This is a genomic window from Rhodanobacter aciditrophus (assembly GCF_042679525.1).
GTDB classification, from domain to species: domain Bacteria; phylum Pseudomonadota; class Gammaproteobacteria; order Pseudomonadales; family Marinomonadaceae; genus Marinomonas; species Marinomonas aciditrophus.
The window spans coordinates 133166-156187 of record NZ_JBHTMN010000003.1 but is presented as its reverse complement, the minus strand read 5'-3'; the positions used below and the strand labels follow the sequence as shown (position 1 = coordinate 156187).

Annotated in this window: 23 protein-coding genes; 9 read left to right on the top strand and 14 right to left on the bottom strand. The window is 46.6% G+C overall.

The window, feature by feature from the left end; genetic code table 11:
* Window positions 1-10: 10 nt before the first annotated feature.
* Window positions 11-985: a glucokinase gene (gene glk / locus ACFQ45_RS01425; protein ID WP_377364570.1), complete on the bottom strand. Its 975-nt coding sequence runs from the start codon at window positions 983-985 to the stop codon at window positions 11-13.
* A gap of 107 nt (window positions 986-1092) precedes the next feature.
* Window positions 1093-2157 (bottom strand): GGDEF domain-containing protein, encoded by a 1065-nt coding sequence (locus tag ACFQ45_RS01420; RefSeq protein ID WP_377364568.1) that lies wholly within the window; start codon window positions 2155-2157, stop codon window positions 1093-1095.
* Between the two features lie 212 nt (window positions 2158-2369).
* Here ACFQ45_RS01420 and ACFQ45_RS01415 point away from each other — a divergent pair, with 212 nt between their 5' ends.
* Entirely contained in the window at window positions 2370-2693 is a 324-nt protein-coding gene (locus ACFQ45_RS01415) for a hypothetical protein (RefSeq protein ID WP_377364566.1), read from the top strand.
* Here the strand turns inward: ACFQ45_RS01415 and ACFQ45_RS01410 are convergent.
* Window positions 2690-3712 (bottom strand): DUF3080 family protein, encoded by a 1023-nt coding sequence (locus ACFQ45_RS01410; protein WP_377364564.1) that lies wholly within the window; start codon window positions 3710-3712, stop codon window positions 2690-2692. The genes ACFQ45_RS01415 and ACFQ45_RS01410 overlap by 4 nt on opposite strands.
* Here ACFQ45_RS01410 and ACFQ45_RS01405 point away from each other — a divergent pair.
* Window positions 3711-4118, top strand: a complete 408-nt coding sequence (locus ACFQ45_RS01405; protein WP_377364562.1) for an acyl-CoA thioesterase — start codon at window positions 3711-3713, stop codon at window positions 4116-4118. The two genes, ACFQ45_RS01410 and ACFQ45_RS01405, sit on opposite strands and share 2 nt — an antisense overlap.
* A gap of 10 nt (window positions 4119-4128) precedes the next feature.
* Here ACFQ45_RS01405 and ACFQ45_RS01400 read toward each other — a convergent pair whose 3' ends face one another.
* The 4 genes from ACFQ45_RS01400 to ACFQ45_RS01385 all read right to left on the bottom strand — a co-directional run bounded on the left by ACFQ45_RS01400 (window position 4129) and on the right by ACFQ45_RS01385 (window position 7093).
* Window positions 4129-4347 (bottom strand): DUF6500 family protein, encoded by a 219-nt coding sequence (locus ACFQ45_RS01400; RefSeq protein ID WP_377364560.1) that lies wholly within the window; start codon window positions 4345-4347, stop codon window positions 4129-4131.
* 71 nt (window positions 4348-4418) lie between these two features.
* Window positions 4419-5051, bottom strand: coding sequence for an LPP20 family lipoprotein (locus ACFQ45_RS01395; protein ID WP_377364558.1), 633 nt, complete (start codon window positions 5049-5051; stop codon window positions 4419-4421).
* A 96-nt stretch (window positions 5052-5147) separates the two neighbouring features.
* Window positions 5148-5609 carry a GNAT family N-acetyltransferase gene (locus ACFQ45_RS01390; protein ID WP_377364556.1) on the bottom strand — a complete coding sequence of 154 codons (462 nt, stop codon included), beginning with the start codon at window positions 5607-5609 and terminating at the stop codon, window positions 5148-5150.
* 17 nt (window positions 5610-5626) lie between these two features.
* Window positions 5627-7093: an FAD-dependent oxidoreductase gene (locus tag ACFQ45_RS01385; protein ID WP_377364554.1), complete on the bottom strand. Its 1467-nt coding sequence runs from the start codon at window positions 7091-7093 to the stop codon at window positions 5627-5629.
* 183 nt (window positions 7094-7276) lie between these two features.
* Here ACFQ45_RS01385 and ACFQ45_RS01380 point away from each other — a divergent pair, with 183 nt between their 5' ends.
* Window positions 7277-8494 carry a ribose-phosphate diphosphokinase gene (locus ACFQ45_RS01380; protein ID WP_377364552.1) on the top strand — a complete coding sequence of 406 codons (1218 nt, stop codon included), beginning with the start codon at window positions 7277-7279 and terminating at the stop codon, window positions 8492-8494.
* A 52-nt stretch (window positions 8495-8546) separates the two neighbouring features.
* Here the strand turns inward: ACFQ45_RS01380 and ACFQ45_RS01375 are convergent, their stop codons facing one another.
* The gene (locus ACFQ45_RS01375; protein WP_377364550.1) at window positions 8547-9437 is read right to left on the bottom strand and encodes a LysR family transcriptional regulator; all 891 of its coding nucleotides are present in this window, start codon (window positions 9435-9437) and stop codon (window positions 8547-8549) included.
* A gap of 112 nt (window positions 9438-9549) precedes the next feature.
* On the opposite strand from ACFQ45_RS01375, the gene ACFQ45_RS01370 reads away from it, so the two are divergent.
* A complete protein-coding gene (locus ACFQ45_RS01370) occupies window positions 9550-10305 on the top strand; it encodes an SDR family NAD(P)-dependent oxidoreductase (protein ID WP_377364548.1) in 756 nt (251 codons plus the stop codon).
* A 39-nt stretch (window positions 10306-10344) separates the two neighbouring features.
* Here ACFQ45_RS01370 and ACFQ45_RS01365 read toward each other — a convergent pair whose 3' ends face one another.
* A complete protein-coding gene (locus ACFQ45_RS01365) occupies window positions 10345-10926 on the bottom strand; it encodes a DapH/DapD/GlmU-related protein (protein WP_377364546.1) in 582 nt (193 codons plus the stop codon).
* 231 nt (window positions 10927-11157) lie between these two features.
* On the opposite strand from ACFQ45_RS01365, the gene ACFQ45_RS01360 reads away from it, so the two are divergent.
* Complete coding sequence (locus tag ACFQ45_RS01360) at window positions 11158-13161, top strand: methyl-accepting chemotaxis protein (RefSeq protein WP_377364545.1); 2004 nt, start codon at window positions 11158-11160, stop codon at window positions 13159-13161.
* 41 nt (window positions 13162-13202) lie between these two features.
* Here the strand turns inward: ACFQ45_RS01360 and ACFQ45_RS01355 are convergent, their stop codons facing one another.
* Together ACFQ45_RS01355 and ACFQ45_RS01350 are read right to left on the bottom strand one after the other, a co-directional pair.
* Complete coding sequence (locus ACFQ45_RS01355) at window positions 13203-13670, bottom strand: GNAT family N-acetyltransferase (RefSeq protein WP_377364543.1); 468 nt, start codon at window positions 13668-13670, stop codon at window positions 13203-13205.
* An 89-nt stretch (window positions 13671-13759) separates the two neighbouring features.
* Window positions 13760-15769 (bottom strand): PAS domain-containing sensor histidine kinase, encoded by a 2010-nt coding sequence (locus ACFQ45_RS01350; RefSeq protein ID WP_377364541.1) that lies wholly within the window; start codon window positions 15767-15769, stop codon window positions 13760-13762.
* 325 nt (window positions 15770-16094) lie between these two features.
* Between ACFQ45_RS01350 and ACFQ45_RS01345 the strand changes: the two genes are divergently transcribed.
* Together ACFQ45_RS01345 and ACFQ45_RS01340 are read left to right on the top strand one after the other, a co-directional pair.
* Window positions 16095-17072: a DUF1852 domain-containing protein gene (locus ACFQ45_RS01345; RefSeq protein ID WP_377364539.1), complete on the top strand. Its 978-nt coding sequence runs from the start codon at window positions 16095-16097 to the stop codon at window positions 17070-17072.
* Between the two features lie 24 nt (window positions 17073-17096).
* Window positions 17097-18134 (top strand): methionine synthase, encoded by a 1038-nt coding sequence (locus ACFQ45_RS01340; protein WP_377364537.1) that lies wholly within the window; start codon window positions 17097-17099, stop codon window positions 18132-18134.
* A 50-nt stretch (window positions 18135-18184) separates the two neighbouring features.
* Here the strand turns inward: ACFQ45_RS01340 and ACFQ45_RS01335 are convergent, their stop codons facing one another.
* The 3 genes from ACFQ45_RS01335 to ACFQ45_RS01325 form a co-directional block, all read right to left on the bottom strand.
* A complete protein-coding gene (locus ACFQ45_RS01335; RefSeq protein WP_377364536.1) occupies window positions 18185-19549 on the bottom strand; it encodes a PepSY-associated TM helix domain-containing protein in 1365 nt (454 codons plus the stop codon).
* Window positions 19550-19605: 56 nt separating this feature from the next.
* Complete coding sequence (locus tag ACFQ45_RS01330; protein WP_377364534.1) at window positions 19606-19983, bottom strand: hypothetical protein; 378 nt, start codon at window positions 19981-19983, stop codon at window positions 19606-19608.
* 105 nt (window positions 19984-20088) lie between these two features.
* A complete protein-coding gene (locus ACFQ45_RS01325; RefSeq protein ID WP_377364532.1) occupies window positions 20089-20568 on the bottom strand; it encodes a GNAT family N-acetyltransferase in 480 nt (159 codons plus the stop codon).
* A gap of 245 nt (window positions 20569-20813) precedes the next feature.
* On the opposite strand from ACFQ45_RS01325, the gene ACFQ45_RS01320 reads away from it, so the two are divergent.
* Complete coding sequence (locus tag ACFQ45_RS01320; protein ID WP_377364530.1) at window positions 20814-21287, top strand: Lrp/AsnC family transcriptional regulator; 474 nt, start codon at window positions 20814-20816, stop codon at window positions 21285-21287.
* A 40-nt stretch (window positions 21288-21327) separates the two neighbouring features.
* Window positions 21328-22977, top strand: a complete 1650-nt coding sequence (locus ACFQ45_RS01315; RefSeq protein ID WP_377364528.1) for an aminotransferase class V-fold PLP-dependent enzyme — start codon at window positions 21328-21330, stop codon at window positions 22975-22977.
* The last annotated feature ends 45 nt before the right edge of the window (window positions 22978-23022 follow it).

Below are 23022 nucleotides of genomic sequence, written 5' to 3'. Positions count from 1 at the left end.
AATTCTTTTATTAGGCTTGATTCACAAGATAGGCGGCGTAACACGCACAACCCATCAGCCCGGGGTATTCAGACATAACGACAAACGTAGGGATGGGCGCTACAAAGGCTTTCATGCGCCCTTTGTCTTGCATCGCGTCTCTAAAGGCACTGCGTTTAATGTGCTTAAGGTAGCGCGGCACGATACCGCCGGCAATGTACACACCGCCGCGGCTTTCTACAGACAATACTAGATCACCCGTTACTCGACCTAGAAAAACAAAAAATTGTTCCAGTGTTGCCAGAGCGATTGGATCATCGCCGCGCTCAATGGCTTCACCGATTTCAGGAGCAGTTAAACGCTTTTCAATACCTTCACGGTGAGCAAGCGCTTCGTAAATATTTTCCAGTCCCATGCCAGACAAAACACGTTCAGCGGAAACACGCTTATGACGCTCACGCAAAAAGCGCAGGATATAATCTTCTTGGTCGCTGCAAGTAGACAGGTCAACATGACCACCTTCTCCAGGAAGAACAATATTAGCGCCGTTATCTTGCGGTACAACACATGCCACGCCTAAACCAGTTCCTGCACCTAACACCCAGCATGCCGCTTTGGGATCGACTTCAGTCTGATCACCAATCACTTCCAGTTCACTTTCTGGAATGACTTCTAAACTGTGACCAATGGCATCAAAATCATTTAGGAAAGCAATCTTTTTGTCTAATCCAAAGTGCTCTTGAACCTGTTGGCGAGTGAAGTGCCAAGGGTTATTAGAAAAACGAATCACTTCTTGATTTACCGGACCTGCGATCGCCAACACGATGGCGTCGATAGAATCAAAGTCCACACTGCACTGCTCTACATAAGTCGACACAGCATCAAAGAAGCTCTCGTATTCTTTGCATGAGAAGACTCGCACTTCTTGTGGCTGATACTGATTGATTGGCACCAAGGCAAAACGAGCGTTTGTGCCGCCCAAATCCGCAATCAAAGCGTGAGACATATATAACCTCTTGGTTTTCTAATTTTTTTGAAATTTTACAACGAAAAAGCTCGCGAAAACACCTGAAATAAAAATTTAAGCGCCCAAATGTGTAATAAAATTACAGATCAGCGAATTTTGTTGAGAAACTTGAAGACTTTTGTGGGAACAGATCGCTTACGATTGTTTTTGTAGTTATAGAGGCGCTCATCCGCGAGCTTAAGTAGCTGCTTATAGCTGGTCGGCGAATCGGACAAAACACTGGCACCACCATAGCTGATGGTAATAGGCACCAAGTTGTTTTTGTAGCGCAGCGGGTTCGCTTGTAAATAGTCGTGAATCGACTCTGCAATGTCTATGGCCTGCTCGTAACTCTTACCAGGCATCACAAACACAAACTCATCCCCTGCAAACCGGAACGCTAAACCTTGCTTATACACATGCTTCAACAGGCGTTTCGCTATGTATTCTAGCACTTCATCGCCACAATTGTGTCCTAAGGTATCGTTAATCGACTTAAATGCATCACAATCAATGAAGACAGCGGTCAGATCTCGATCAGACTGCTTACAACGGGCGAATTCTCGATCTAACATGAGCTCCAACTGACGGCGGTTCAATAGCCCCGTTAGTGGGTCTCGGGTGGCGAGATATTCGAGTTTTTCTCTGGCCGTCACATTGCTCAGGCAGATAGAAATCTTGATGGACAGTTGATCCAATAGAAAAGTGTCTTTTACATGGGGATCGTAACGGTGGGGATCTTGATCCGCTTGGCAAAACAAGCCCACCAGCTCCCCGTCAATGGTCAAAGGGGAAATGGCAACGGAACCAATAATGGATCGGTAAGATTGGGGAATCACTTCCCAGTAACGACCAACGTTATCATTGACTAAGACGGTTCTATTACCCGCGCCAATGGCATCCACCATGGCACTGCGTCGGGTGAACAGCACACGGTCTTTTAAACCACTGGTTTTTTCTAAGGTCTCGATCAGGTGCGCCAAAGGAGCTTCATTGATTAGATTGACCCAGACAAAAGGCACATTGAACTGTTTTTGAACTTCCTTTGTCAGTGTGGAAACAAACTGATCACAACGACCAATCGACAGAATGCAGCGTTCGATGTCGAAAAACTTCAACGCGATCTGCTCGTTCTGTCTAACGTTTTCAATCAGCTCATCAATATTGTGCATTCAAGAAATCCAACAGCATAACGGAATCAAACTTGAGGAAAGGCCATGCCCGATAGTATAGACATAAAATTGTCTATTTTTTGACTAATTAGTCTACTATTCAATACCCTTCTTAACGTTTCGTCTATAAAAAACTTTAATTTAATTCGTTGGCTTAATTAAAGAAAATGCTCAACCGCCGATAAGCTATTTATCCAGTGAGACGGCACCTTATGAACATTAGAGACGTATTAGAAACCCAGTTAACAAGTGAAGTACGCCCCGGTGGAAAAGTCTCCGGCAGTGCTAACTTTGCTTTGTTTATGAGTTTGTTTACGCAACCGGGTCCAAGCCTAAGGGAGCAAGCCGACACTCTGAACCAACACCAGCCCCATGCGGTGACACGCCCGATCCAATTTTCTAGTCAAATCAGCGCCAATCCAGGTGCTAATATCGCCCTATTGAAAGCCCTTAGCCAAGAGCCTTTAGCGGAAGGTCCAGCTGCTGCTTACGACGCTGTAGAAGCATTAGACAACCTCATTTCTACCCGCGCCTAGCCCGGCTCCTGTCGACACAAGGCAAACAGCCGACTCCAAGCTTGGCCATGACGTCGGGACGCCGCCAAATAGTGCTGCCAAGGGGCCGACTCTGATGTCATCGAAAACTGCTGTATGAAACTACGCCAGCTGGGACTCTCAAGAGGACTACTATTAATAAGTTGCTCCGTTAGGGGTAACACTTGGTAGGCCCCACGATTGATTCGAGCCATGTAGGGTTGCAGACGATCAATGTAGTGGGCTTCAAACTGTTGCTTTAAAAACTGTATCGGCGCACCGCATACGGCTTCATCAAATGCCAAGCGCTCAATCTGATCACTCACGGCATTTAGATACCAGCTTATATAACTCACGCTGTACAACCATTTACCTAAGTATTCGCTCTGATAGACCGCTTTCATTTGCCCTTCCACCTGTTCACTGGTGACCTTGGGCACATCCGCTAGGTTTGACTCAATACTTGCTAAGGTTTGCAGGGCGATAATAAGCTGCTGGTATTGGGAGGCTTCCGGAGACGTGGGGACATAGCCGTTCGCAAGACTAAAGAAGGTGCTGGTTTCTTCCCCGGCCCACAACATGTTTGAAAATGCTAAAGGCAACTCCTTGGTTTTCACCATGGCCACATGGGCAAGGGTTGTTCGTAATTCCTCGTCCTCGATGTCACAACTTTGAATTGCACGGATGATTTCAAGCTCATAAACAAACCGCTGACTTGTCGCCATGACCTTGCCAAGTATACTATTGCGTTGGCCTGCGAGGGCGCCAACCTCGCAACGTTGCAGTGATAAAAAATCTAATAACCCCACATCAAACTGGCTCAGCTCTGCTTTTCGCTCCCGCAGTGCCGGCAAAGGCAACAACTCAGGTTTTGACCCCAACTCAATCGATACTCGATTCGATCGGTTTAAATCGTTTACATAGGCATCAAACATGGTTTGTGCTTGATAACGACTGTCACAGCCATTCAGCACTAACAGCAACAGTAAACCTAACGCTTTAAAAGAGATACGACTCGTCATGATGAACACACTTCTAATACAAAAACGCGAAGAGATTTCTGAAACCCGCGTCTCGAAAATGGTTTTCCCTAGCACTACCAATCATTATGACACGCTTTTTGGCGGTGAAGCCCTCAAATGGATGGACGAAGTGGCTTACATTGCCGCCACGCGCTTTGCCCGTAAACCAGTGGTTACGATCTCAACTGAGCAAGTGGATTTCAAACGCCCTATTCCTTCGGGTATTTTAGTGGAACTTGTCGCACGAGTGGTGCATGTGGGTCGCACCTCGCTAAAAGTCGAAGTGACTATTTTTCTGGAAGAACTCTACAGCGACAAACGAGAAAAGGCCATCACGGGGCATTTCAACTTCGTCGCCATCGATGAACACAAAAAACCAACCCCCATCTTCCCTGAAGAAGGCTAAAGAAAGCGCTCTAAAGCCCCTGCTCCACCATCTCTTTAATGATACGGGCTTTGACAAAGTGATCGAGCTGATGGGTTTGGATCCACCAAGTGGCCACTTCCATCAGTCTTTGGGGATCGTCGTTTTTATTGGCGAAAAAAGCATAAAATGACACCCCAACATTGTCACCTTTCGCCGCTATTTTCTGATCACAGACAGCGATAATTTTTGCTCTAAGTTCGTCTCTCATCGGTGACCATCTCCTTATGTATGGGCACAAAAAAGCCGCATTGGAGCGGCTTTCTATCGAGTATCTCAAGCTTAATAACGGCGTTTAGCAATCTCTTCCGCCAGTTCATCAAAGCTTTTCTCGGCTTGCATCTTTTGGAACAAGGCTTCGTTGTTACGCATTGAAGTACGCAAGATGCTTTCCGACATGCTTTCCGCTTGCTCTGGGTCTAATCCCACAAGCACAACCAAACCGCCGCTTGGGGTTGGCATTTGACGCACAATCTGAGAGCCAATCAAGGTCTGCTCTGTGATCTGCTTTGTCACCACGCTGTTTACACGGTCAACGGTTTCTGAATCCGCAGCCCCTGTGGTTTCAACATATTGCTTCACCATGTTCTGCACATCGACACTTAACACTTGCGCCAATTCAACACGGGCAGCCGTTGCCGCCATCTGTTTCATATAATTATGTCCAGCAGCGGATTTTTCACTGTAACCCACAGCTGACAACTCTAAACCTTCAACAGGGCCACCACAGACCCAGCTTGGAGCTGGTTGGTTAGAGCCATCCGCAAAAATACATTCTGGTACCGGCGCACTGGCGGTTTCTTCTGGTGTTGAGCTACATGCTACTAACGCCAACGCGACTAATCCGATTCCTGCTGCTTTCATTACCATGTTGTTCCCCTGAGTGGTGTCTGGATCAATTAAACTCAATCTCACTATTTTTACCCAATCCCTAGTATTTAGCTAGCAAAAGCCCCCAAGGAATTGATTTTAGTTAGAGAGTTTTTACTATCAATTCCGACCAAACAGGGTTTAATTTTGAGTACTTCTTGATAATGACTTACTCATATACACCCGCTTAAATCCCGCTTCCTCAAGACGTGCCGTTTCCTGATAACCATAGTGGTTATAGATAGCAATGTTTTGAGACATCAATTCATTGGTGTACAACTCTATCTTGCTAAAGCCTTGCTCTACACCAAAGGCCTCTGCAAAAAGGAGGAGTTGTTTACCAAAGCCACGCCCTTGAGCGATAGGGCTGATGGCGACATTTTCAATGTAAAACCCTTTTTCAGACACCTCTAACACGAGTAGTCCCAGTATTTCATTTTCCTCTTCTATGACAAAAGTCGGCTGAGACTGAATACAACGCTGGTAATCCGCCAACATAGGAGCTGGTGCTTGCCCGATAATTTCAATATAAGGCGAGTATGCCGCATCAACTAACGCACAAATACTTTCCCAGTCATTTAGACTTGCAGATCTGATAGCCATGTTTTTATTACGCTCCTTTAAGAAGATGATTTTCGCTGCAGATTCACACTGCGGCCACGGGGCTCATCTACCTTATGCAAAACAATGTCCGAGTGTAAAAACTCAGCAGCCGCGGCAGAATCTTCCACCTTCACCAGACTTCGAGCCAGCATCTCAGCTTCGTATTCCGCCAACACAGATTGACGTATTCCCTTCTCCCGCCAGCCGGATTGCGGCCAGCAACCTGTTGTGATTGCCCGGGCTAAAGACAAGGCATCTAGCAAGGCTTGATTCGCCCCTTGCCCTTTAAAAGGACTCATAGGATGAACAGCATCCCCTAGCAAGGTCACCTGAAGCCCTTGTTCAAAATCCAGCGCGGTTAAGGCATCTCGATCATACACAGGATAACCGGACACTAAACTGGCTGGCGTCGCTGCCAGTATCTGCGTTACGGGATCGTGCCAAGGGGTTCGACGTTGCGCTTCGGCTTTCAAAGCATCGGCCCCTAAAGCATTTAAGGCAATGGCCTCTTGTTCAGGCAGTCTAAAGCTCAGTTGCCACATAACCGAGTCTGCTTTATAAGGCATGATATAAATGCGCTCGTTACCGTTGGCGGTTTGAAAGACGGTCGCTTTGTCTAGAAGGTCACTTTGTAGATCCCCAAGATCGGCCAAGGCACAGATCCCTAAGATCACAATGCACCCTAGATAACGCAAAGGTGTTTTTTCATCGCCGATCAATTGGCGTCTCACCACACTACGGATGCCATCAGCCCCCACAATAAGATCTGCTGTGGCGGTTTTTTGTTGCCCTTGATGATCAAATGTCAGCAACATTTGTCCATCTGTACCGGTCTCGTAGGACATAAGCTGGTGGTTCCAGGTGACATTCTCGTCGCCACCCAGTTGTTCAATCAGGGCTTTACGAAGAGATTGACGAGCAATATGGATATTCGTTCGTTTTGCGGCACTACGCTCTCCACCGTCTTGTACCCATTTACGCATTCCCCACTCGGCGACAACTTTACCTTCAGGGGTATGCACCATATGACGGGTTGAGACGACACCATCTTCTAAAGACTCGATCCCCAGACCTTGTATCGCTCGGCTGGCTTGCTGCAAGGTTAAACCATAACCTTGAGAGCGTACGCCGAAACCACTGTCTCGCTCATATAAGGTAAAAGGAATACCACGATGCTGGCAGGCAACCGCCAAAGCCACTCCACCAATACCACCTCCAATGATGGCCACATGGGGATATTGCTCTGAATTAACAGCCAGTGGCTTGGTGACTGAGACAAGACCTGAGCCCGCGCAGGCAGCACAGGACTCTAAATGCCCTTTAGGCCGCTCAGGCTCTTGATCACTCGCCCCACTTTCAAAGGCAGCTAAGGCTTTTTGATAATCTAACCGTACTTTTTTGCGCAAGCGGCGACTGCGTTTTCCACGCCCTTGGCAGTCAGGGCACATGGCCCATGAGAAAGTACTTTTTTCGGTGTCTGTCACGTTGTCATGGCCTAATCATTGGGGGACGGTATTGGCGCAAATAATAGCCGATCTGTGAATTAAAAGCGCATCCGTAGCAAGATTAAGCGAATTGATGTCAATTATGTCGCAGATGTCCTACCACAAAACACTCACACATATTAAAATTGTCGGAAACACCACTTCCCTCGTAAAGGATCTTCCATGACTTTGTCGACCAGCCAGTCAACTAACGTCGTCGTTGTTAGTAACTCCTCTGATAACCCTTTTGCCATTGATGTTGCCTATGCCATGGGTCAGCATGAAGACATCGCTGATATCATCAGCATGAAGCAGTTTATGAATTCAGAGTTTTGCCCACGCTTCATCTCTGATGAAACAGACTTTGAAAACATTGGCCGCAAGCTGAAAGGTAAAGCAGTAATCATCGTCAGCACCACAAGCCGTATCCAAAGCCGTCAAGAGCTGGCGATGGCAAACTTCATTATTGCTCGTGCCGCCAAAGAGAACGGTGCCGACCGAGTGGTATTGGTTGAGCCTGATTTATTCTACAGCGCCCAAGACCGTGGTCCCCACAAAGAGTTGGGAGAGACAAGCTTTGAGCGTGACATCAAGGACATCAAAAAATTTGATGGACAGCCTTTTACAGCAAAGCTCTACGCGCAGATGCTGAAACTGTCTGGGGTCGATACTGTGATGACCATTCACAATCACTCAGACTCAGTACAAAAGATTTTCAACGAAGTCTTTGAAGGTAACTTCCACAACCTAATCCCTTACGAAATCTATGCTCACTACCTATTGAACTCCGATATTCTAAACTACGGAGAGCAAGGTGAAGGTCTTGTATTGTGCGCACCGGACAAAGGTGCCCGTGACTTCGTGAAGCAGATGTTCAATACCCTTGGCCTGCCGAAGGCGAAGTTCATCATGCTGGACAAAGAACGAACCCATGAACGTAAAGTGGATATTACCCTGCACAAAGAAAGTGAGCATACGTTTGAGGGTCTAGACGGTGCCAGTATCGTCTTGTTTGATGACATGGTGCGCACTGGTTCCACCATCATTAAATCTTGCCAGTTCTTGAAGCAAATCAACCCAGAACGCATGGTATTCGCTGTATCTCATTTCTATGCCAGCAACGAAGGCCGTGAACGTATGGCTCATCCAGCCCTAGGTGAAATTCTAACCTTGAACACCCTGCCAACCATTTTGAACCGTGACGAGCAAGGTCGTCTGCGTAAGAAAATGGTCGTGCTAAAAGTGGAAAAATGGCTTGCCCAAGAGTTGTGCAATGTTTTGGATCTGCCACAGACCCAAGAAGCCAACCCATACAAGATCGATATGTCTTCCAAGAACCCGCGCTTCAAGCGCAAAATTTGGTTCAGTGAAGAGCTTCACGAGCTGAAGACCAAAGGCTAACCCCTTGCAGCGTCAGCGTGCTCACACGCTGACGCTTACCTTTACCGTCTTATCATTTCTGCATCAATGTACTCAGCCAATCCATAAACACCGACACTCGCTTGGGAAGCAAGCGGCGAGACGGATATAAGATCGACACGGGCATGGAACCGGGTCGAAATTCAGGTAACACTTCCACCAGACGACCACTGGACAAGTCTTCTTTAATGCCATTTTCAGGCAATTGCACAATGCCTAATCCTTTTAGACAGCAGGCACGGTAAGCATCCGTATTAGTCACTGTCACCGAAGTGGGCATCTGCACTAAATAAGTATGTCCATCCGCTTCGTACTCAAATCCTCTTGGCACATCACTTCCGGCAGGCATGTATTCAATCAACTTGTGTTGCTGTAAGTCTTCCAAGGATTCTGGTCGACCATGTTTTTCGATGTATTCTGCACTGGCGCAATTCACCATATTGAAACGTCCAAGGGGCCGCGCGATTAGAGAACTGTCCGTCAACTCTCCCGCTCGTACCAAGCAATCAATGCCCTCTTTTATGGGGTCAATTCGCTGATCCGAGGTATGAATACGTAAATCAATCAGCGGATATTGCGCTAAAAAATCCGCTAAATGGGGCAACACGGTAGAAATGAAAAACCGGTTTGCCATATCCACCTTTAACGCCCCTCTAATGACTTGATCGTCGGACTGAAAGGTACTTTCCAATTGCTCCAATTCATTCAGAATCCGTTGACATTCAGGCAGATAATCCTCACCAGCGGACGTTAATGTGACCCGTCGAGTACTGCGATGAAACAAACGAATCCCTAAACGCTTCTCAAGCCGTTGAATTGAACTGGAGATAGCGGACTTAGGCACATCTAAACGATCTGCACTGTCGGTAAAACTGCCCGTCTCAGCTACCACCAAGAACCGCCTCATGGCCTCTAATGTATCCATAACACCCTCAACTGTTCACATTTCAAGAACAGTTAAAACAACTTTAGATCATTTATCAAGAACAGTATCCCGCCTATTCTGATCCTGTCGTTCACATACAGAGGAAACACCCATGAACAAACTTGCTCTTATTACAGGCGGAAGCCGCGGGATTGGTCAGCACAGCGCACAAGCTCTGGCACAAGAAGGGGTCGATATCATTATCACCTATCACAGCCAAGCGGATGCCGCATCAGACGTTGTGAATCGTTTAAAAGCGCTTGGCGTTAATGCTGCAGCACTTTCCTTAGATACCTCAAAGACAGATACCTTTCCTAATTTTGTCGCCCGTCTAAAGCATGAGCTGAACACTACCTTTAATCGGGCGAGTATCGATTATTTATTCAACAATGCAGGCACTGGACTTCACAGTATGATTACAGACAGCACCGAAGCCGACTTCGATGAAATGTACCAGCTGCATTTGAAAGGCCCATTCTTCTTAACCCAAGCCTTGTATCCCATGATCAATGAAGGGGGATCAATTTTAAATATTTCATCTGGCTTGGCGCGCTTTAGCCTACCGGGCAGCGCCAGCTACGCCATCATGAAAGGAGGTGTTGAAGTGATGAGCCGTTATATGGCGAAGGAATTCAGCGATCGCTCAATCACAGTGAACACCCTAGCCCCTGGCGCCATTGCGACGGATTTCCGTGGCGGTGCCGTACGTGATAATCCTGAGATGAATAAGATGGTGGCAAGCTTCACAGCATTAGGACGGGTAGGTTTGCCAGAAGACATTGGCCGAGTGGTGGCTCAATTACTTAATGAAAAATCCCACTGGATGACGGGCCAACGCATCGAAGCATCCGGTGGCATGTTCTTATAAATTCAAACCTACTAACAAGGCGGGAAGTCCCGCCTTTTATCATTGGAACTCGTCTTCAGTGATCTGGCGAATCACCTTAGCGGGCACGCCTCCAACGACAGTCCTTGCTGGCACGTCTTTGGTCACCACAGCTCCAGCAGCAACAACCGCATCGTCGCCAATGGTCACCCCTTGTAACACCGTTGCGTTGGCGCCAATCCAGACATTCTTACCAATGGTAATGGGTGCAACGAAATTCCAATGGCGTTGAGCAGGATTTAAACCATGATTAACCGTCGCCAACACCACATTATGGCCAATTAACGCCCCATCACCGATGTTAATCCCTCCTTGATCTTGGAATTTACACCCCGCATTAATAAAAACGTTTTTACCTAGGGTTATGTTTTTGCCGAAATCAGAATTAAACGGTGGAAACATCATAAAAGTGCGATCAACTTCTTTCCCGATTAAGCGGGAAATGAGTTGTCGGACTTTAGCTGGCTCATGGTAAGCCGAGTTTAATTCTGCGGTGATACGCATGGCTTCGTTACTGTATTTCACTAATACCTTGTGAACGGGATCACCGGCTTTTAACGGTAGGCCTTGATTAAAGTGATCCAACAAATCCTGTAATGTCATCTCTCAACTCTCAGCTATTAATCTTGTTTCAAAGGGGGAAACGCCTTCTATTGAAAGAGGATGGTATGACTTTCCACGGCAAGAAAACATAATTTTGGGTGACATTGAATTTATTTGGCATTTTAACTGGCTGTTTTTTGCACACATTCTTTACGTATCCTAGACTGTTTAAAAAATAATTACTCAGCAAAGGATCTTGCTATGCGGATACACTCCATTCGATTAAAAGTTATGCTCCCGATAGTTTGTTTGGCGTTAATTTTATTGGGATTATTTGGCTTTATGGTACTCATGAGCGCCTTTCAATCCAACGCCATGCGCACCCAAGCAGAGCATTACTTTGAAGCCATCTCAGAAGTACTGAATGCTGACCGGGACATTTATCAGGCCCGTTTAGCACAAGAACGCTTAATCACCGGAGAAGGCAATCCGGAACAAAACCTCGCAGATTTCAATGAAAACGCTCAACAAGTATTTGATCGTTTCCAGCTCTATCGCCAATACCTCCAAGATGAGCCTGTAGAATTGGTCGAGCCATTTACGGAATTCGATAACCTGTTTCAACAATGGATGGAACGCAGCGATCGCTTAAACCATGTGACTAATTCGTCACGCACTCGATCCACTCAAGTTATCGCTATTGAACAGCAGTTTTCAGACATTCGCTCTATGCTAGATGACGCTGGAGAATCCTTACGAACACATACTCGTAATGCCGCAGACGAGCTCACCCAAGCCAAGCTCGAACGTCACTTAGAGGCCATCTCCGCGGTGCTCAATGCGGATCGGGATTTATACCAAGCTAGACTGGCGTTTCAACACGCTCGCAATGGCCTAACCACCTATGAAGAGGCGGAACAAAGCTTCCACAGTAATGCCGCTCAGGTCATTGAAAACTTCAATATTTACCGAATCTACCTCAAAAGTGAACCCGAGATCATTGATCAATACGACACCTTCGATGTGAAGTTCAATGAATGGGTACAAGCGGCACAAACCTATTTGGACGAACATGATAAGGCCGAAATGCAAACCTCAGTTGTTGAGCTGGCAGCGGTGGAAGAAAGCTTTGAAGCCATCCGAACCATGCTCGATCAAGCCGGTGAAAGAGTACAAAACTACTCCCGCCAAATAGAAAAGAAAACGGTTGAACAAATCGCCAGCTACCAGTCAGCAGCCATTGTGATTATTGCCATTGCCTTTGTTGCGGCCTTGGTATTTGGCTATTTAGTGCCCCTGCGTCTTACTCGTAATATTCAGCATCTTAGTAATCGAATCAGAGAAATTGCAGAAGGTGATGGGGACTTAACGCAACGTATGAACTCCACAGCCAAAGATGAACTGGGGGATTTGGCCAATGAGTTCGACAATTTCGTTGAGAGTTTGCGCAAGATGATCGCCAGTATTGGAGAGCAATCCACAGCCCTTGGAGCCATGACCACCCAATTAAAAAGTGCCTCTGATCAAACTAAAGACATTACACACTCTCTGGTGACCTCTTCAGAATTTATTGTCAGTGCTGGCCATGAAATGAATATGTCTAACCAAGAAATGGCGGGGGCTGCCAACATGACAGCTAAAGAGGCCACGGACTCAAATCATCTCACTAAACAAGGCATTGATGCAGTCCAAAACTCCCATCAAGCTGTCTCTCGTTTAGTGAATGAAATAGAACAAGCCTTAGCCCACTCAAACGAGTTAGAAAAAAGTTCAGAAGCGATCGCATCCGTATTGGAGGTGATTCGTAATATCGCAGAGCAAACGAACTTGCTAGCGTTAAACGCTGCCATTGAAGCGGCACGAGCAGGTGAACAAGGCCGAGGCTTTGCGGTGGTGGCAGATGAAGTCCGTACCCTTGCCACCCGCACTCAAGACAGTACTAACGAAATTGAGGCGATGATCTCCCAACTGAACACCAGTGTGAAAGCATCCTCCTCTTCCACACAAAGCAGTCGTGACAATGCTCTGACAACCTCTGAAAACTTTGATCAAGTGATCAGTATCTTTGATGCCCTGCATGAGTCATTTGAAAAAGTGGAAAGCATGGCGGCGCAAACAGCTCAAGCCACTCAAGAACAATCTCAAGTGGCCAATGAAATCAATGAAAATTTGGTCTCACTAAAAGAGCAAACCAATGCGGTACAAGATGTGTCGATCAACATAAACCAACAATCGAAACACATTTCAGAGCTGTATCAAGCGCTACAAAGCCACGTGGGCAGTTTCAAAGTATAAGTGAGGTATCCACTATCACAGGGGAAACAAGCAGGTGAACACTAGCTCTCCTGCTGAATCCCCATGGTCATAAAATGGCTACAAGGGTCCAGTTTGTAATGACTGAACGGGCCACAGGTTTCAAAACCAAATTTTTGGTACAGATTGCGTGCTGGAGCAAAGTAGTCTTGGGTGCCGGTTTCTAAACTAATCCCCCGATAACCCGCTGCTTTAGCTTGATTCAATACATGGGTTAACAACTGAGACGCCACCCCTTGACCACGAAAGCCATGAACCGTGCGCATGGATTTCAGTTCAACGTCTAACTCAGAGAGTCTTTTTAGTGCCACACAGCCCGCCAGCTTGCCATCGATCCAGCCACTATAAAACGTAATTTCAGGGGCTTTTAGCGCCTCCACATCCAACGCATGAACGCTTTCTGGGGGCGAGGTGGCATACATATCAGCAAGATGTTCTTCTAATAAGCCTATGACCTCACCACCGCTTAAATCATCACGTTTTATTTCCATAACTCCCCACTCTTAACTTAAAACATCCTTCAAGGTAACTGGGATTCTAATCAGATCTCACGGGGAGTGAAACACACCCTAAGTGATTGTCACAGGCGCGCGGTGACGTGGAATTGAATCAGAAACTCAACCCCCTTCCCTTCGTCACTTTGGCAAACGATGGAGCCTTCTAGAGCATTGGTAATAATGTTGTAAATGATATGCAGGCCTAAGCCTGTTCCTCCATCCTCGCGACCTGTGGTAAAAAAGGGATCAAAGATTCGAGGTAAATTACTGGCACTGATGCCTTTACCGTCGTCCCGATAGGTGATTCGAAATTCCTCTGATGTAAGCTCTTCCACAAGAATATTAATGTTGCCATTTCCTCTATGGCTGAACCCATGTTTCACCGAGTTTAGTATCAAGTTGGTGAGCACTTGAGACAACAGCCCAGGGTTTGTCAGCACATTCAAATTCTGCGGGCACTCTACTGACACAGAAACATTCGCTTTACGCAACACAGAGCCCAAACTAAACACCACTTCATCAAAGTAATCTTTGATATTCACCCGGCGATCTTCTTCACTGGTTTGATCCACTGCGACTTGTTTAAAGCTGCGCACTAAATGGGCGGTACGCTCTAGGTTTTTATTAACGATGTCGGAAATCTCACTGGCGGTTGCCAAAAACTCAGTAAAGTCATTTTCATTCAAGAGTCCAAGCTCATAACGCTTTTGAATCGCTTTGCACTCATCTTTTAATTGAGTCACTCCCGTCAAACCTATGCCCACCGGCGTATTAATCTCATGGGCAACCCCCGCCACCAAAGATCCGAGGCTGGCCATTTTCTCTGCTTCAACGAGTTTTTTCTGGGTCTGTTGCAAGTGTTCAATGGTATCTTCTAAGTGATCATTCGAGGCTTTAAGCTCTATGTTTCGCTCAAAGATCTCTGTTTCCAGTGCTTTCTTTTCTGTCATGTCACGGGTGATGCCATACAGCACTTCTGCATCATTTAGCATGATTTTGGTAAGAATCACTTCTCCCCAAAAATTGGAACCATCCTTGCGCAAATGATGCCACTCAAAGCGCGTAGACCCTTCACGGAATGCGGTTGAAATCCGACGCTCTGCGGCGGTCTCAAGGGCCTCACCGTCTTCTTGAATCTCTGCTGATACCTGCAACGGCGTAAGGCCAATGACTTCCTCCTTAGAGGGATAACCAAATAATTCCAGAAAGGAATCGTTGCAGTCATAAAACACACCATCAGCAATGATGCTTAACCCATCTTTCGATTCTTTAAATAAGGTTTCAAAAGAGTCCTTTTGTTTTGCTATCTCAAGCTGTAATGCCTTCTTCTCGGAAATGTCTCGGGTAATGGCATAGAGCGCGTCTATGCCATTTAAATTGATCTTAAAAAGAATGATTTCACACCAAAATTCTGTGTCATCAAATTTCTTATGAACCCACTCAAACCGAATGGTTCCTTTAGTAAAAGCTGTTTGAATAATCTCTGCCGCTTTTTCAGTAGAAGCTCGGCCATCAGGCTGATACTCAGGAGACAGGTCCACTGGAGTAATACCAACAATCTCCTGCTTATCAGACGCTGCAAATAAATGGGTGAAGGCTTTATTGCAGTCTAAATAATACTCAGTGGTCAACAAACAAAGACCATCTTCGGATTCATTAAATAAAGTCTCAAACGTTTCTTTTTGGGTTTGCGTTTCCAATTCCAGTTTTTTCTTTTCTGAAATGTCTCGCCAGTTAGTATGCAAAACGAGCTCGCCATTTAAGATCATCTTGGTCACCAGCACTTCCGCCCAAAACTCTGTCCCGTCTAGCTTTTTATGAACCCACTCGAAACGAACACTGCCCTGTTCATAACATTGCCCAATCATGGCCAATGCCTTTTCTTCGGACATACGACCATCAGGTTGCATTATGGGTGAAAACATCATTGGCGTAGAACCAACAAACTGATCCTTACGAGTCGCACCGACCAAATCCAACATGGACTGATTACAGTCCACAAAAATGTCTCCTTTGAAGATCGCTAAGCCGTCCTTGGAATCTCTAAATACTGTTTCAAAACCGTTCTCTTGCTGGGCAACCTTGTTATGCATCGTTATTTTGCCTTCTAGGGTGATGAAGTGCCGCGCAAAGTACTCCGCTCAAAAACGGAGATGAAACCTTTGAGCTTTCATTAAAACCTAGCAAAAAAGTGGAAAGATGCTAGGTAGAAGCACACCAAAAAATAACGGAATTTTAATGATTAATTTTTAATAATGAATTTCACTCAATGAAAACTGAGGCAAAGACGTTTTTGTTTAAAGGTTCTGACGCGTATAAATTCTCCTAATCAATGACACCTCATGGATGAACAAAGGGCTGCCTAGGGCCTAATAAAACAGCCCATCTGTACCTGCATCGAAAGGAGAACAGACCACTATGAATACCGAATTTAAATTTGATATCAGTCGTTTACGCTTCGACAAAGACTATCAACCGGCGAGCAATACCCGACTTACAACTAACTTTGCGAACCTCGCTCGGGGTAAGCAACGTGAGTCAAATCTGCGCAATACGTTGAAAATGATTAACAACCGATTCAACTCTCTGGCGAGCTGGGACAATCCTACGGGGAACCGTTACGAAGTGGTTTTGGAGATCATTTCGGTAAACCTAGCCGTCGCAGGCCAAGACACGTCTTTTCCGTCTATGGAAGTGCTGAAAACTAACATCATAGATCTGCAAACAGGGAAGCGATTAGATGGGATTGTCGGTAACAACTTCTCATCCTATGTGCGTGATTATGATTTCAGCGTACTGCTCCTAGAGCACAATCAAGGTCAGTCTCAATTTAGCGTGCCAGCGAACTTTGGTGAGCTCCATGGAAAACTGTTTAAAAGCTTTATCCAATCACCCACTTATCAAGAGCAATTTAAAAAACCGCCCGTTATTTGTCTGAGTGTTTCCGACAATAAGACCTATGACAGAAGCGAAAACCACCATCCGGTATTGGGTTACGAATACCAGCCAAACGACACCTCTCTCACAGAAGAGTATTTCAAAAAAATGGGGCTGTCGGTGCGCTACTTTATGCCGCCAAACAGTGTTTCCCCATTGGCATTCTATTTTGTAGGGGATCTACTTAATGACTACAGCAACCTAGAATTGATTAGCACCATAGCGACCATGGAAACCTTCCAAAAGATCTATCGTCCGGAGATTTATAACGCCAATGCTGTGGCTGGAAAGCGTTATCAACCTAATTTAAACAATAGCGATCACTCCTTGACGCAAATCGTGTACGACCGTGAGGAGCGAAGCGCATTAGCTAAAGAGCAAGGAAAGTTCACCCAAGAGCACTTTATTAAGCCCTACCAAACTCTACTAGAACAGTGGTCAGCCCAAGTCGCTCTTTAATTTACTAGCATGGAAAATTTACCGATGAAAACACTTTTACCGACATCCACTGCAGGCAGTCTGCCAAAGCCATCCTGGTTAGCCGAACCGGAAACACTATGGTCCCCATGGAAACTTGAAGGGGACGCACTCACCCATGGCAAAGAAGACGCCCTTCGTGTGGCTTTACAAGAACAACAGCAGGCAGGCGTAACCATCGTCAGTGATGGGGAGCAGACCCGCCAGCATTTTGTAACCACTTTTATCGAACATCTACATGGCGTGGATTTTGAAAACCGTAAAACCGTTAAAATCCGTGACCGCTACGACGCCAGTGTCCCCGTGGTAGTCAGTGAGGTATCCCGTCAAAAGCCAGTGTTTGTGGCGGATGCTAAGTTCCTACGCTCACAAACCCAACAACCCATTAAATGGGCTCTTCCGGGCCCCATGACCATGGTGGATACCCTTTATGATGACCACTATAAAAGCCGTGAAAAGCTTGCTTGGGAATTCGCCAAAATCCTCAATGAAGAAGCGAAGGAACTAGAAGCCGCAGGCGTCGATATCATTCAATTTGATGAGCCTGCCTTTAATGTGTTTTTTGATGAAGTGAACGACTGGGGCATCGCTTGTCTGGAGCGTGCCATTGAAGGGCTTAAATGTGAAACCGCAGTCCATATTTGTTATGGCTATGGCATCAAGGCCAACACCGATTGGAAGCAAACTCTAGGCTCAGAGTGGCGACAATACGAAGAGATTTTTCCTAAGCTACAAGCTTCTGCTATCGATATCATTTCCCTAGAGTGCCATAACTCTCGAGTGCCGATGGAATTGATTGAGTTGGTACGTGGCAAAAAAGTCATGGTCGGCGCCATTGATGTGGCCACCAACACTATTGAAACCCCAGAAGAAGTGGCAGACACCCTCCGTAAAGCCTTACAGTTTGTTGATGCAGACAAACTCTACCCATGCACTAACTGTGGTATGGCCCCCCTATCGCGAGACATTGCTCGAGGCAAACTTCAAGCTCTCCATGCAGGGGCTGAAATCATTCGCCAAGAGCTTCAGCAAGCCAACGCCTAGGTAAAGTTGAAACGCAGCACATTAACTTATGCTGCGTTTCCATCCTTGCATCAAGCCCAGATTCTACGCAACTTAGGAACACACAGCAGAATCAAGCCATCGGCCACCAAGACCACCAAAATGCCCAAGGTAGCCATAGGAAACAGCAGTGAAATAGGCAGCAAAAGCCAAACTGCATGCTTCCAACGTTTCAGGTTCTTCGGCATAGGCGGCGCAGCCAGAGCATTGGTTGGGCGACGCTTCCACCACATAACCACCCCAGACAGACTCAGCAAGATCACAGATAAGCAAAACAGCGTACAGGCAACCAAGTTCCAAACCCCAAATTGCCCCATATGCAGAGCAATACCAAAGGCCATAGACTTGGCAAACCAGTTGTAGTCCATGAACCCTACGTCCGCAACAACCACACCAGAATAGCGATCATAGTGGACGGTACGATCGTCCAAAGCATTGTTAATGTCCCTGCCCATGGTACTGGCAGTGGCCGTATAAACACCGGTTTTCCCTTGGGGAAAGTGCAACTGAAAGCGAGTGAATCCCAGAGATTTAGCGTTCGAAACAACTTGATCCAAGGTTATCGTGTCCTCTCCAAAGATGGCTGATGAGTGGCTATCAACGGAAGATTCTGGCAAAGGTGCTTGCTCTAAGTTCCAAGGTATTTGCTTAACCCCCTTGGGATTTAAGTCTTCATGGGTCAAGGTGGAAGAGACATTACGAGCGCTATTTTCCATCGGAAAGGTGCTCCAAGCTTGAACCAGTTTATCTCCCCAAACACTGGTCCATGACAAACCAGAAATACTAAAAAACAGCAGAATCACGGCAACCCAGACACCAATAATACTGTGCAAATCACGCCAAAAGGTACGCCCCTTCCCTTGTAAGCGAGTTGCTGCACGCCACTTTGACTGGCCAGCTCTAGGCCACCACATAAACACCCCAGTGATGATCAACAAAACCGTAAAACTAATGGCAATCTCAATCAGCCAATCCCCTGTGAGTCCCATCATAAAGGTACCGTGGGTGTCATCAGCCCACACATACCAAGAGTCAGAAATACTGATATCTCCAAGTACCTTTCCTTGGTAGGGATCTACAAATACTGAACGGGTGTCGCCCTCTACCGTCACCTGAAAACGCGTGGCGTCATTGGCGTTATCGGACACATACAAACGCTGGATCGGGCTAGCTGGGTAGGCGTCCGCCACCAGCTGATATTGGGCTTCATAGGTTAATGGGGTATCAGACACTTCCGCCACCTGATACAAATCCCCATGCTGCACCCGTTCAATAATGGGGTCAAAAATCATTACCAAACCGGTCACCGCCAACATGAGTAAAAACGGCACCACATACAAGCCAGCAAAAAAGTGCCAGCGCCAAACAGAACGATAAAAATCCTTCGAAGTAAACATCAAAAATCCTACTGTGAATCGAGCATACAAAAGTGATGCCCTACTCCATTAGGGCATCAAGCTGGTGTTAAATAATCTCGGAACAATAGAGACGAAGGAGGGCCCCGTGCAGACACGCCTTGGGGTTGAGTGGGAACATAATGGGTGACAGGAGCCGATATAACCGCTAACGCTTTAAAGCCACCAAAGAAAGACACTGGCACTGTGGCAGTGTCTAGAAAGAAGTGCGTACAAGGGCAGGAATGAGAGCTGGAATGCTGACTGGCTTTATCCCGATCAGACGTAGAGTCATCAAAGACAAAGTAGGTCTCAACCCCTAAAGTGGTACAGATTGCGATCCGCTGTGGGCCCGTTTGACCCACGGCATTGACTAGGGGTACAGAAAAGTACGCCAGCCAGCAGAAGATCAAAAAAATAGGGGAAAAGCGTTTCACGGTCGATGTAAATCAGGTTAAGTTAAGTTAGGCGCCACTTTACGAGAGCTCAAATCATTGGGCAAGGATAATTCTTTGTTAAATAGAAATCTGCCGCCTATAAGACTACAAGGAGCGCACCATTAAGGCAGCCTCTTCACCATAAGCCGAATCCACCGACTCACTGGTAATGGTTTGGAAGCCATGTTTACCCCAAAAGCGTTCTGACGCCTGCACCGACACTAATACAATTTTGCGATAGTCTGCTTTCGTTGCAAGCGCCACCAAATACTCAATCATCTTACTGCCAATCCCCTCCCCTGCCGCTTCTTGGCTCAAGGCAAGGTCATGCAAAAACAAAATGTCCCCGGACACCTCCTCCGGTAATGTTTGATAAAGCTTCGGTGGTGACAAACTATGCCAGCGGTGGGCAAGCAGATAACCTACTGTTTTATCGGCTTTTTGATACACAAAACAGCTCTCAGGGGAACGCAGCCATTTGCTCTGCAACACAGCTAGAGATTCCGGTTCTAGATCGCAATAGGCCTGTACTTGAATTCGCTCAATGTCCCGCCATAGGGAGTCACTTATAGGCCTAATACTCATAATAAATCCCTGTCTGGATGATAAAGGCCATCAGGGTAACGAAGGACGTTGTGCTGCCACAAGCATTTACTTGGAAATTGGAGTCTTTTTTGGGGATTTTCAAATATTTTTTAGAGTATTTTCACCACTTTTCAAAGTAACTAATTCCCATAAAGTCATTAAATGAGAAACCCAGTTGCAAGAGCAACTCCAAAAGCCGACAATTGGAAAAATAATTCCCATTAAACCATAAAATGTAGAACAAAATGCACCTAGATGACACAGACTTGCAACTACTTGCCTTAATTCAGAGCGATGATAGTATCTCAATCGAATCCATGGCCAACCAGGTTGGACTGTCTAAAACTCCCTGTTGGCGACGTGTTCAGAAGCTCGAGAACGCTGGCTATATTAAGCGACGGGTCGCGCTACTGGATGCCGAAAAGTTTGGCCTTGGGGTGTCTGTTTTTGTACAAGTTAAAACCAACCAGCACGATGTGAACTGGTCAGAAAAGTTCGCTCGAGTGGTCTCTGAGTTTCCAGAGGTGATGGAGTTTTATCGCATGGCAGGCGAATACGACTATTTGCTGCGGGTGCTTGTCAAAGACATCCCCGCCTACGACCAATTTTATAAACGATTAATCAGTGCCACAGCTTTGACGGATGTGACGTCTAATTTCGCAATGGAGCAGATCAAGTGGACCACCCAACTGCCCCTACCGACATTACCTAAGACGTAACAACCAACGCTCTGGTGGCGCATCTCTAGAGGAACAAGGGATGAACTCAAACGCTACCCAAACCGCCACTCAATGGGATGATACAGAAGCCCGACTTGAGCGTATTCGTAATGGTGTGATTGGTAAGGATACCCAAATCACCACCCCATTCGGCTTAAGAAAGCTAACCTACGCAGACTATACGGCATCGGGCCGAAGCCTAGACTTCATTGAAGAGGCTATCCGTCAACATGTACTGCCCCTTTATGCCAATACCCATACTGAAGCGAATGCCACAGGTCAGCAAACCACCGCTTTTCGGGAACAAGCTCGCCAGCAAATTCGCACTGCCGTCAATGCCAGTGACGAAGATCTGGTTATCTTCTGTGGCAGCGGCGCGACTGGAGCGATTAACACACTCATTAGCCAATTGGGATTACGCCAGCTGAATCCTGAGGATGCCGCACAGGTATGCGTGTTTATCGGTCCTTATGAGCACCATTCTAATGAGCTGCCGTGGCGTGAATTAGGGGTGCAGGTTATTCGCATCCCCGAGGCACCAGAAGGTGGGGTTTGCTTAGCCTCATTAGAGCAACAACTGCAACAACACCAACACAAACGCCTAATTGGTAGCTTTAGCGCCGCATCAAACGTGACGGGCATTTTAACCGATCAAGATGGCATCGCAGCGCTATTACACCGCTACAACGCCCTCTCTTTTTGGGACTTTGCCGCTGCCGCCCCCTATGTGGAACTGAATATGAACCCAGAAGCCAACCCGGCGTTTGCAAAAGATGCCATGTTCTTTTCCACTCACAAGTTTATAGGCGGTCCTGGCACCCCAGGCATTTTAGTCGTCAAAAAAGCCATCATTGAAAACGCCACCCCTAGCCATGTGGGGGGCGGTACCGTGTCTTTCGTTACCCCAGAAGATCATACTTTCCTACCTGTTGGGGAACGTCGTGAAGAAGGCGGTACACCTGGGATCATTGATGCCATTCGCGCAGGCTTGGTGTTTCAATTAAAACAAGCGGTGGGTACTGAGACCATCGAGGCTCGAGAACAAGCGCTTGTCAATTTGATCGATGATCATTGGCGCGGCCAAGAAAACATTGAACGCTTGGGTCACCCAAGTGCCTCAAGATTAACCATCACAGCCTTTCGGATAAAAACCCCAAGGGGTTATCTGCACCATGGTTTTATTACCGCAGCGTTGAATGATTTGTTTGGCATTCAAATGCGTGGCGGGTGCTCATGCGCTGGCCCATATGGACATCAGTTGCTTGGGATTGATATGACGGAATCAGAGCGTATTCAACTGGCTCTGAAGAAAGGAGAAAAGCTGGTCAAACCTGGCTGGGTCCGTTTCAATTTAAATTATTTTGTCGACGACAGTGAAGCCCAATTTATCCTAAAAGCCATCGATTTTATTGCGGAGCACGGCACAGAGCTGTTGCCTTATTACGCTTACGATCAAAAAACCGACCTTTGGCGCTTTCAAGGAGAGAAGTCTGTCCCTAAATCCCTTGCAGACCTCCTATGGCAACCTCTAACGACCCGGTTAAATGTGGTCACAGACAAGCAAGAGTATTTTGATCAGGCGCTTACTGTTTTGAGTGACTGTAAGGCAGGACATTACGCCAAACAGCCACAGCCATTTAATGAAGAATTCACTGACATTAAGCGCTTTGTCTTGGCTCAGGATCAATAAACGACATACAGGTGCCAAATTTCTCTTTATAAAGGTGAGATATCA

What these genes read in the sequence shown, in the direction of transcription:
- glk (WP_377364570.1), bottom strand. Translation starts at nt 985, where the DNA reads ATGTCTCACGCTTTGATTGCGGATTTGGGCGGCACAAACGCTCGTTTT.
- ACFQ45_RS01420 (WP_377364568.1), bottom strand. Translation starts at nt 2,157, where the DNA reads ATGCACAATATTGATGAGCTGATTGAAAACGTTAGACAGAACGAGCAG.
- ACFQ45_RS01415 (WP_377364566.1), top strand. Translation starts at nt 2,370, where the DNA reads ATGAACATTAGAGACGTATTAGAAACCCAGTTAACAAGTGAAGTACGC.
- ACFQ45_RS01405 (WP_377364562.1), top strand. Translation starts at nt 3,711, where the DNA reads ATGATGAACACACTTCTAATACAAAAACGCGAAGAGATTTCTGAAACC.
- ACFQ45_RS01410 (WP_377364564.1), bottom strand. Translation starts at nt 3,712, where the DNA reads ATGACGAGTCGTATCTCTTTTAAAGCGTTAGGTTTACTGTTGCTGTTA.
- ACFQ45_RS01400 (WP_377364560.1), bottom strand. Translation starts at nt 4,347, where the DNA reads ATGAGAGACGAACTTAGAGCAAAAATTATCGCTGTCTGTGATCAGAAA.
- ACFQ45_RS01390 (WP_377364556.1), bottom strand. Translation starts at nt 5,609, where the DNA reads ATGGCTATCAGATCTGCAAGTCTAAATGACTGGGAAAGTATTTGTGCG.
- ACFQ45_RS01380 (WP_377364552.1), top strand. Translation starts at nt 7,277, where the DNA reads ATGACTTTGTCGACCAGCCAGTCAACTAACGTCGTCGTTGTTAGTAAC.
- ACFQ45_RS01375 (WP_377364550.1), bottom strand. Translation starts at nt 9,437, where the DNA reads ATGGATACATTAGAGGCCATGAGGCGGTTCTTGGTGGTAGCTGAGACG.
- ACFQ45_RS01370 (WP_377364548.1), top strand. Translation starts at nt 9,550, where the DNA reads ATGAACAAACTTGCTCTTATTACAGGCGGAAGCCGCGGGATTGGTCAG.
- ACFQ45_RS01365 (WP_377364546.1), bottom strand. Translation starts at nt 10,926, where the DNA reads ATGACATTACAGGATTTGTTGGATCACTTTAATCAAGGCCTACCGTTA.
- ACFQ45_RS01360 (WP_377364545.1), top strand. Translation starts at nt 11,158, where the DNA reads ATGCTCCCGATAGTTTGTTTGGCGTTAATTTTATTGGGATTATTTGGC.
- ACFQ45_RS01355 (WP_377364543.1), bottom strand. Translation starts at nt 13,670, where the DNA reads ATGGAAATAAAACGTGATGATTTAAGCGGTGGTGAGGTCATAGGCTTA.
- ACFQ45_RS01350 (WP_377364541.1), bottom strand. Translation starts at nt 15,769, where the DNA reads ATGCATAACAAGGTTGCCCAGCAAGAGAACGGTTTTGAAACAGTATTT.
- ACFQ45_RS01345 (WP_377364539.1), top strand. Translation starts at nt 16,095, where the DNA reads ATGAATACCGAATTTAAATTTGATATCAGTCGTTTACGCTTCGACAAA.
- ACFQ45_RS01340 (WP_377364537.1), top strand. Translation starts at nt 17,097, where the DNA reads ATGAAAACACTTTTACCGACATCCACTGCAGGCAGTCTGCCAAAGCCA.
- ACFQ45_RS01335 (WP_377364536.1), bottom strand. Translation starts at nt 19,549, where the DNA reads ATGTTTACTTCGAAGGATTTTTATCGTTCTGTTTGGCGCTGGCACTTT.
- ACFQ45_RS01325 (WP_377364532.1), bottom strand. Translation starts at nt 20,568, where the DNA reads ATGAGTATTAGGCCTATAAGTGACTCCCTATGGCGGGACATTGAGCGA.
- ACFQ45_RS01320 (WP_377364530.1), top strand. Translation starts at nt 20,814, where the DNA reads ATGCACCTAGATGACACAGACTTGCAACTACTTGCCTTAATTCAGAGC.
- ACFQ45_RS01315 (WP_377364528.1), top strand. Translation starts at nt 21,328, where the DNA reads ATGAACTCAAACGCTACCCAAACCGCCACTCAATGGGATGATACAGAA.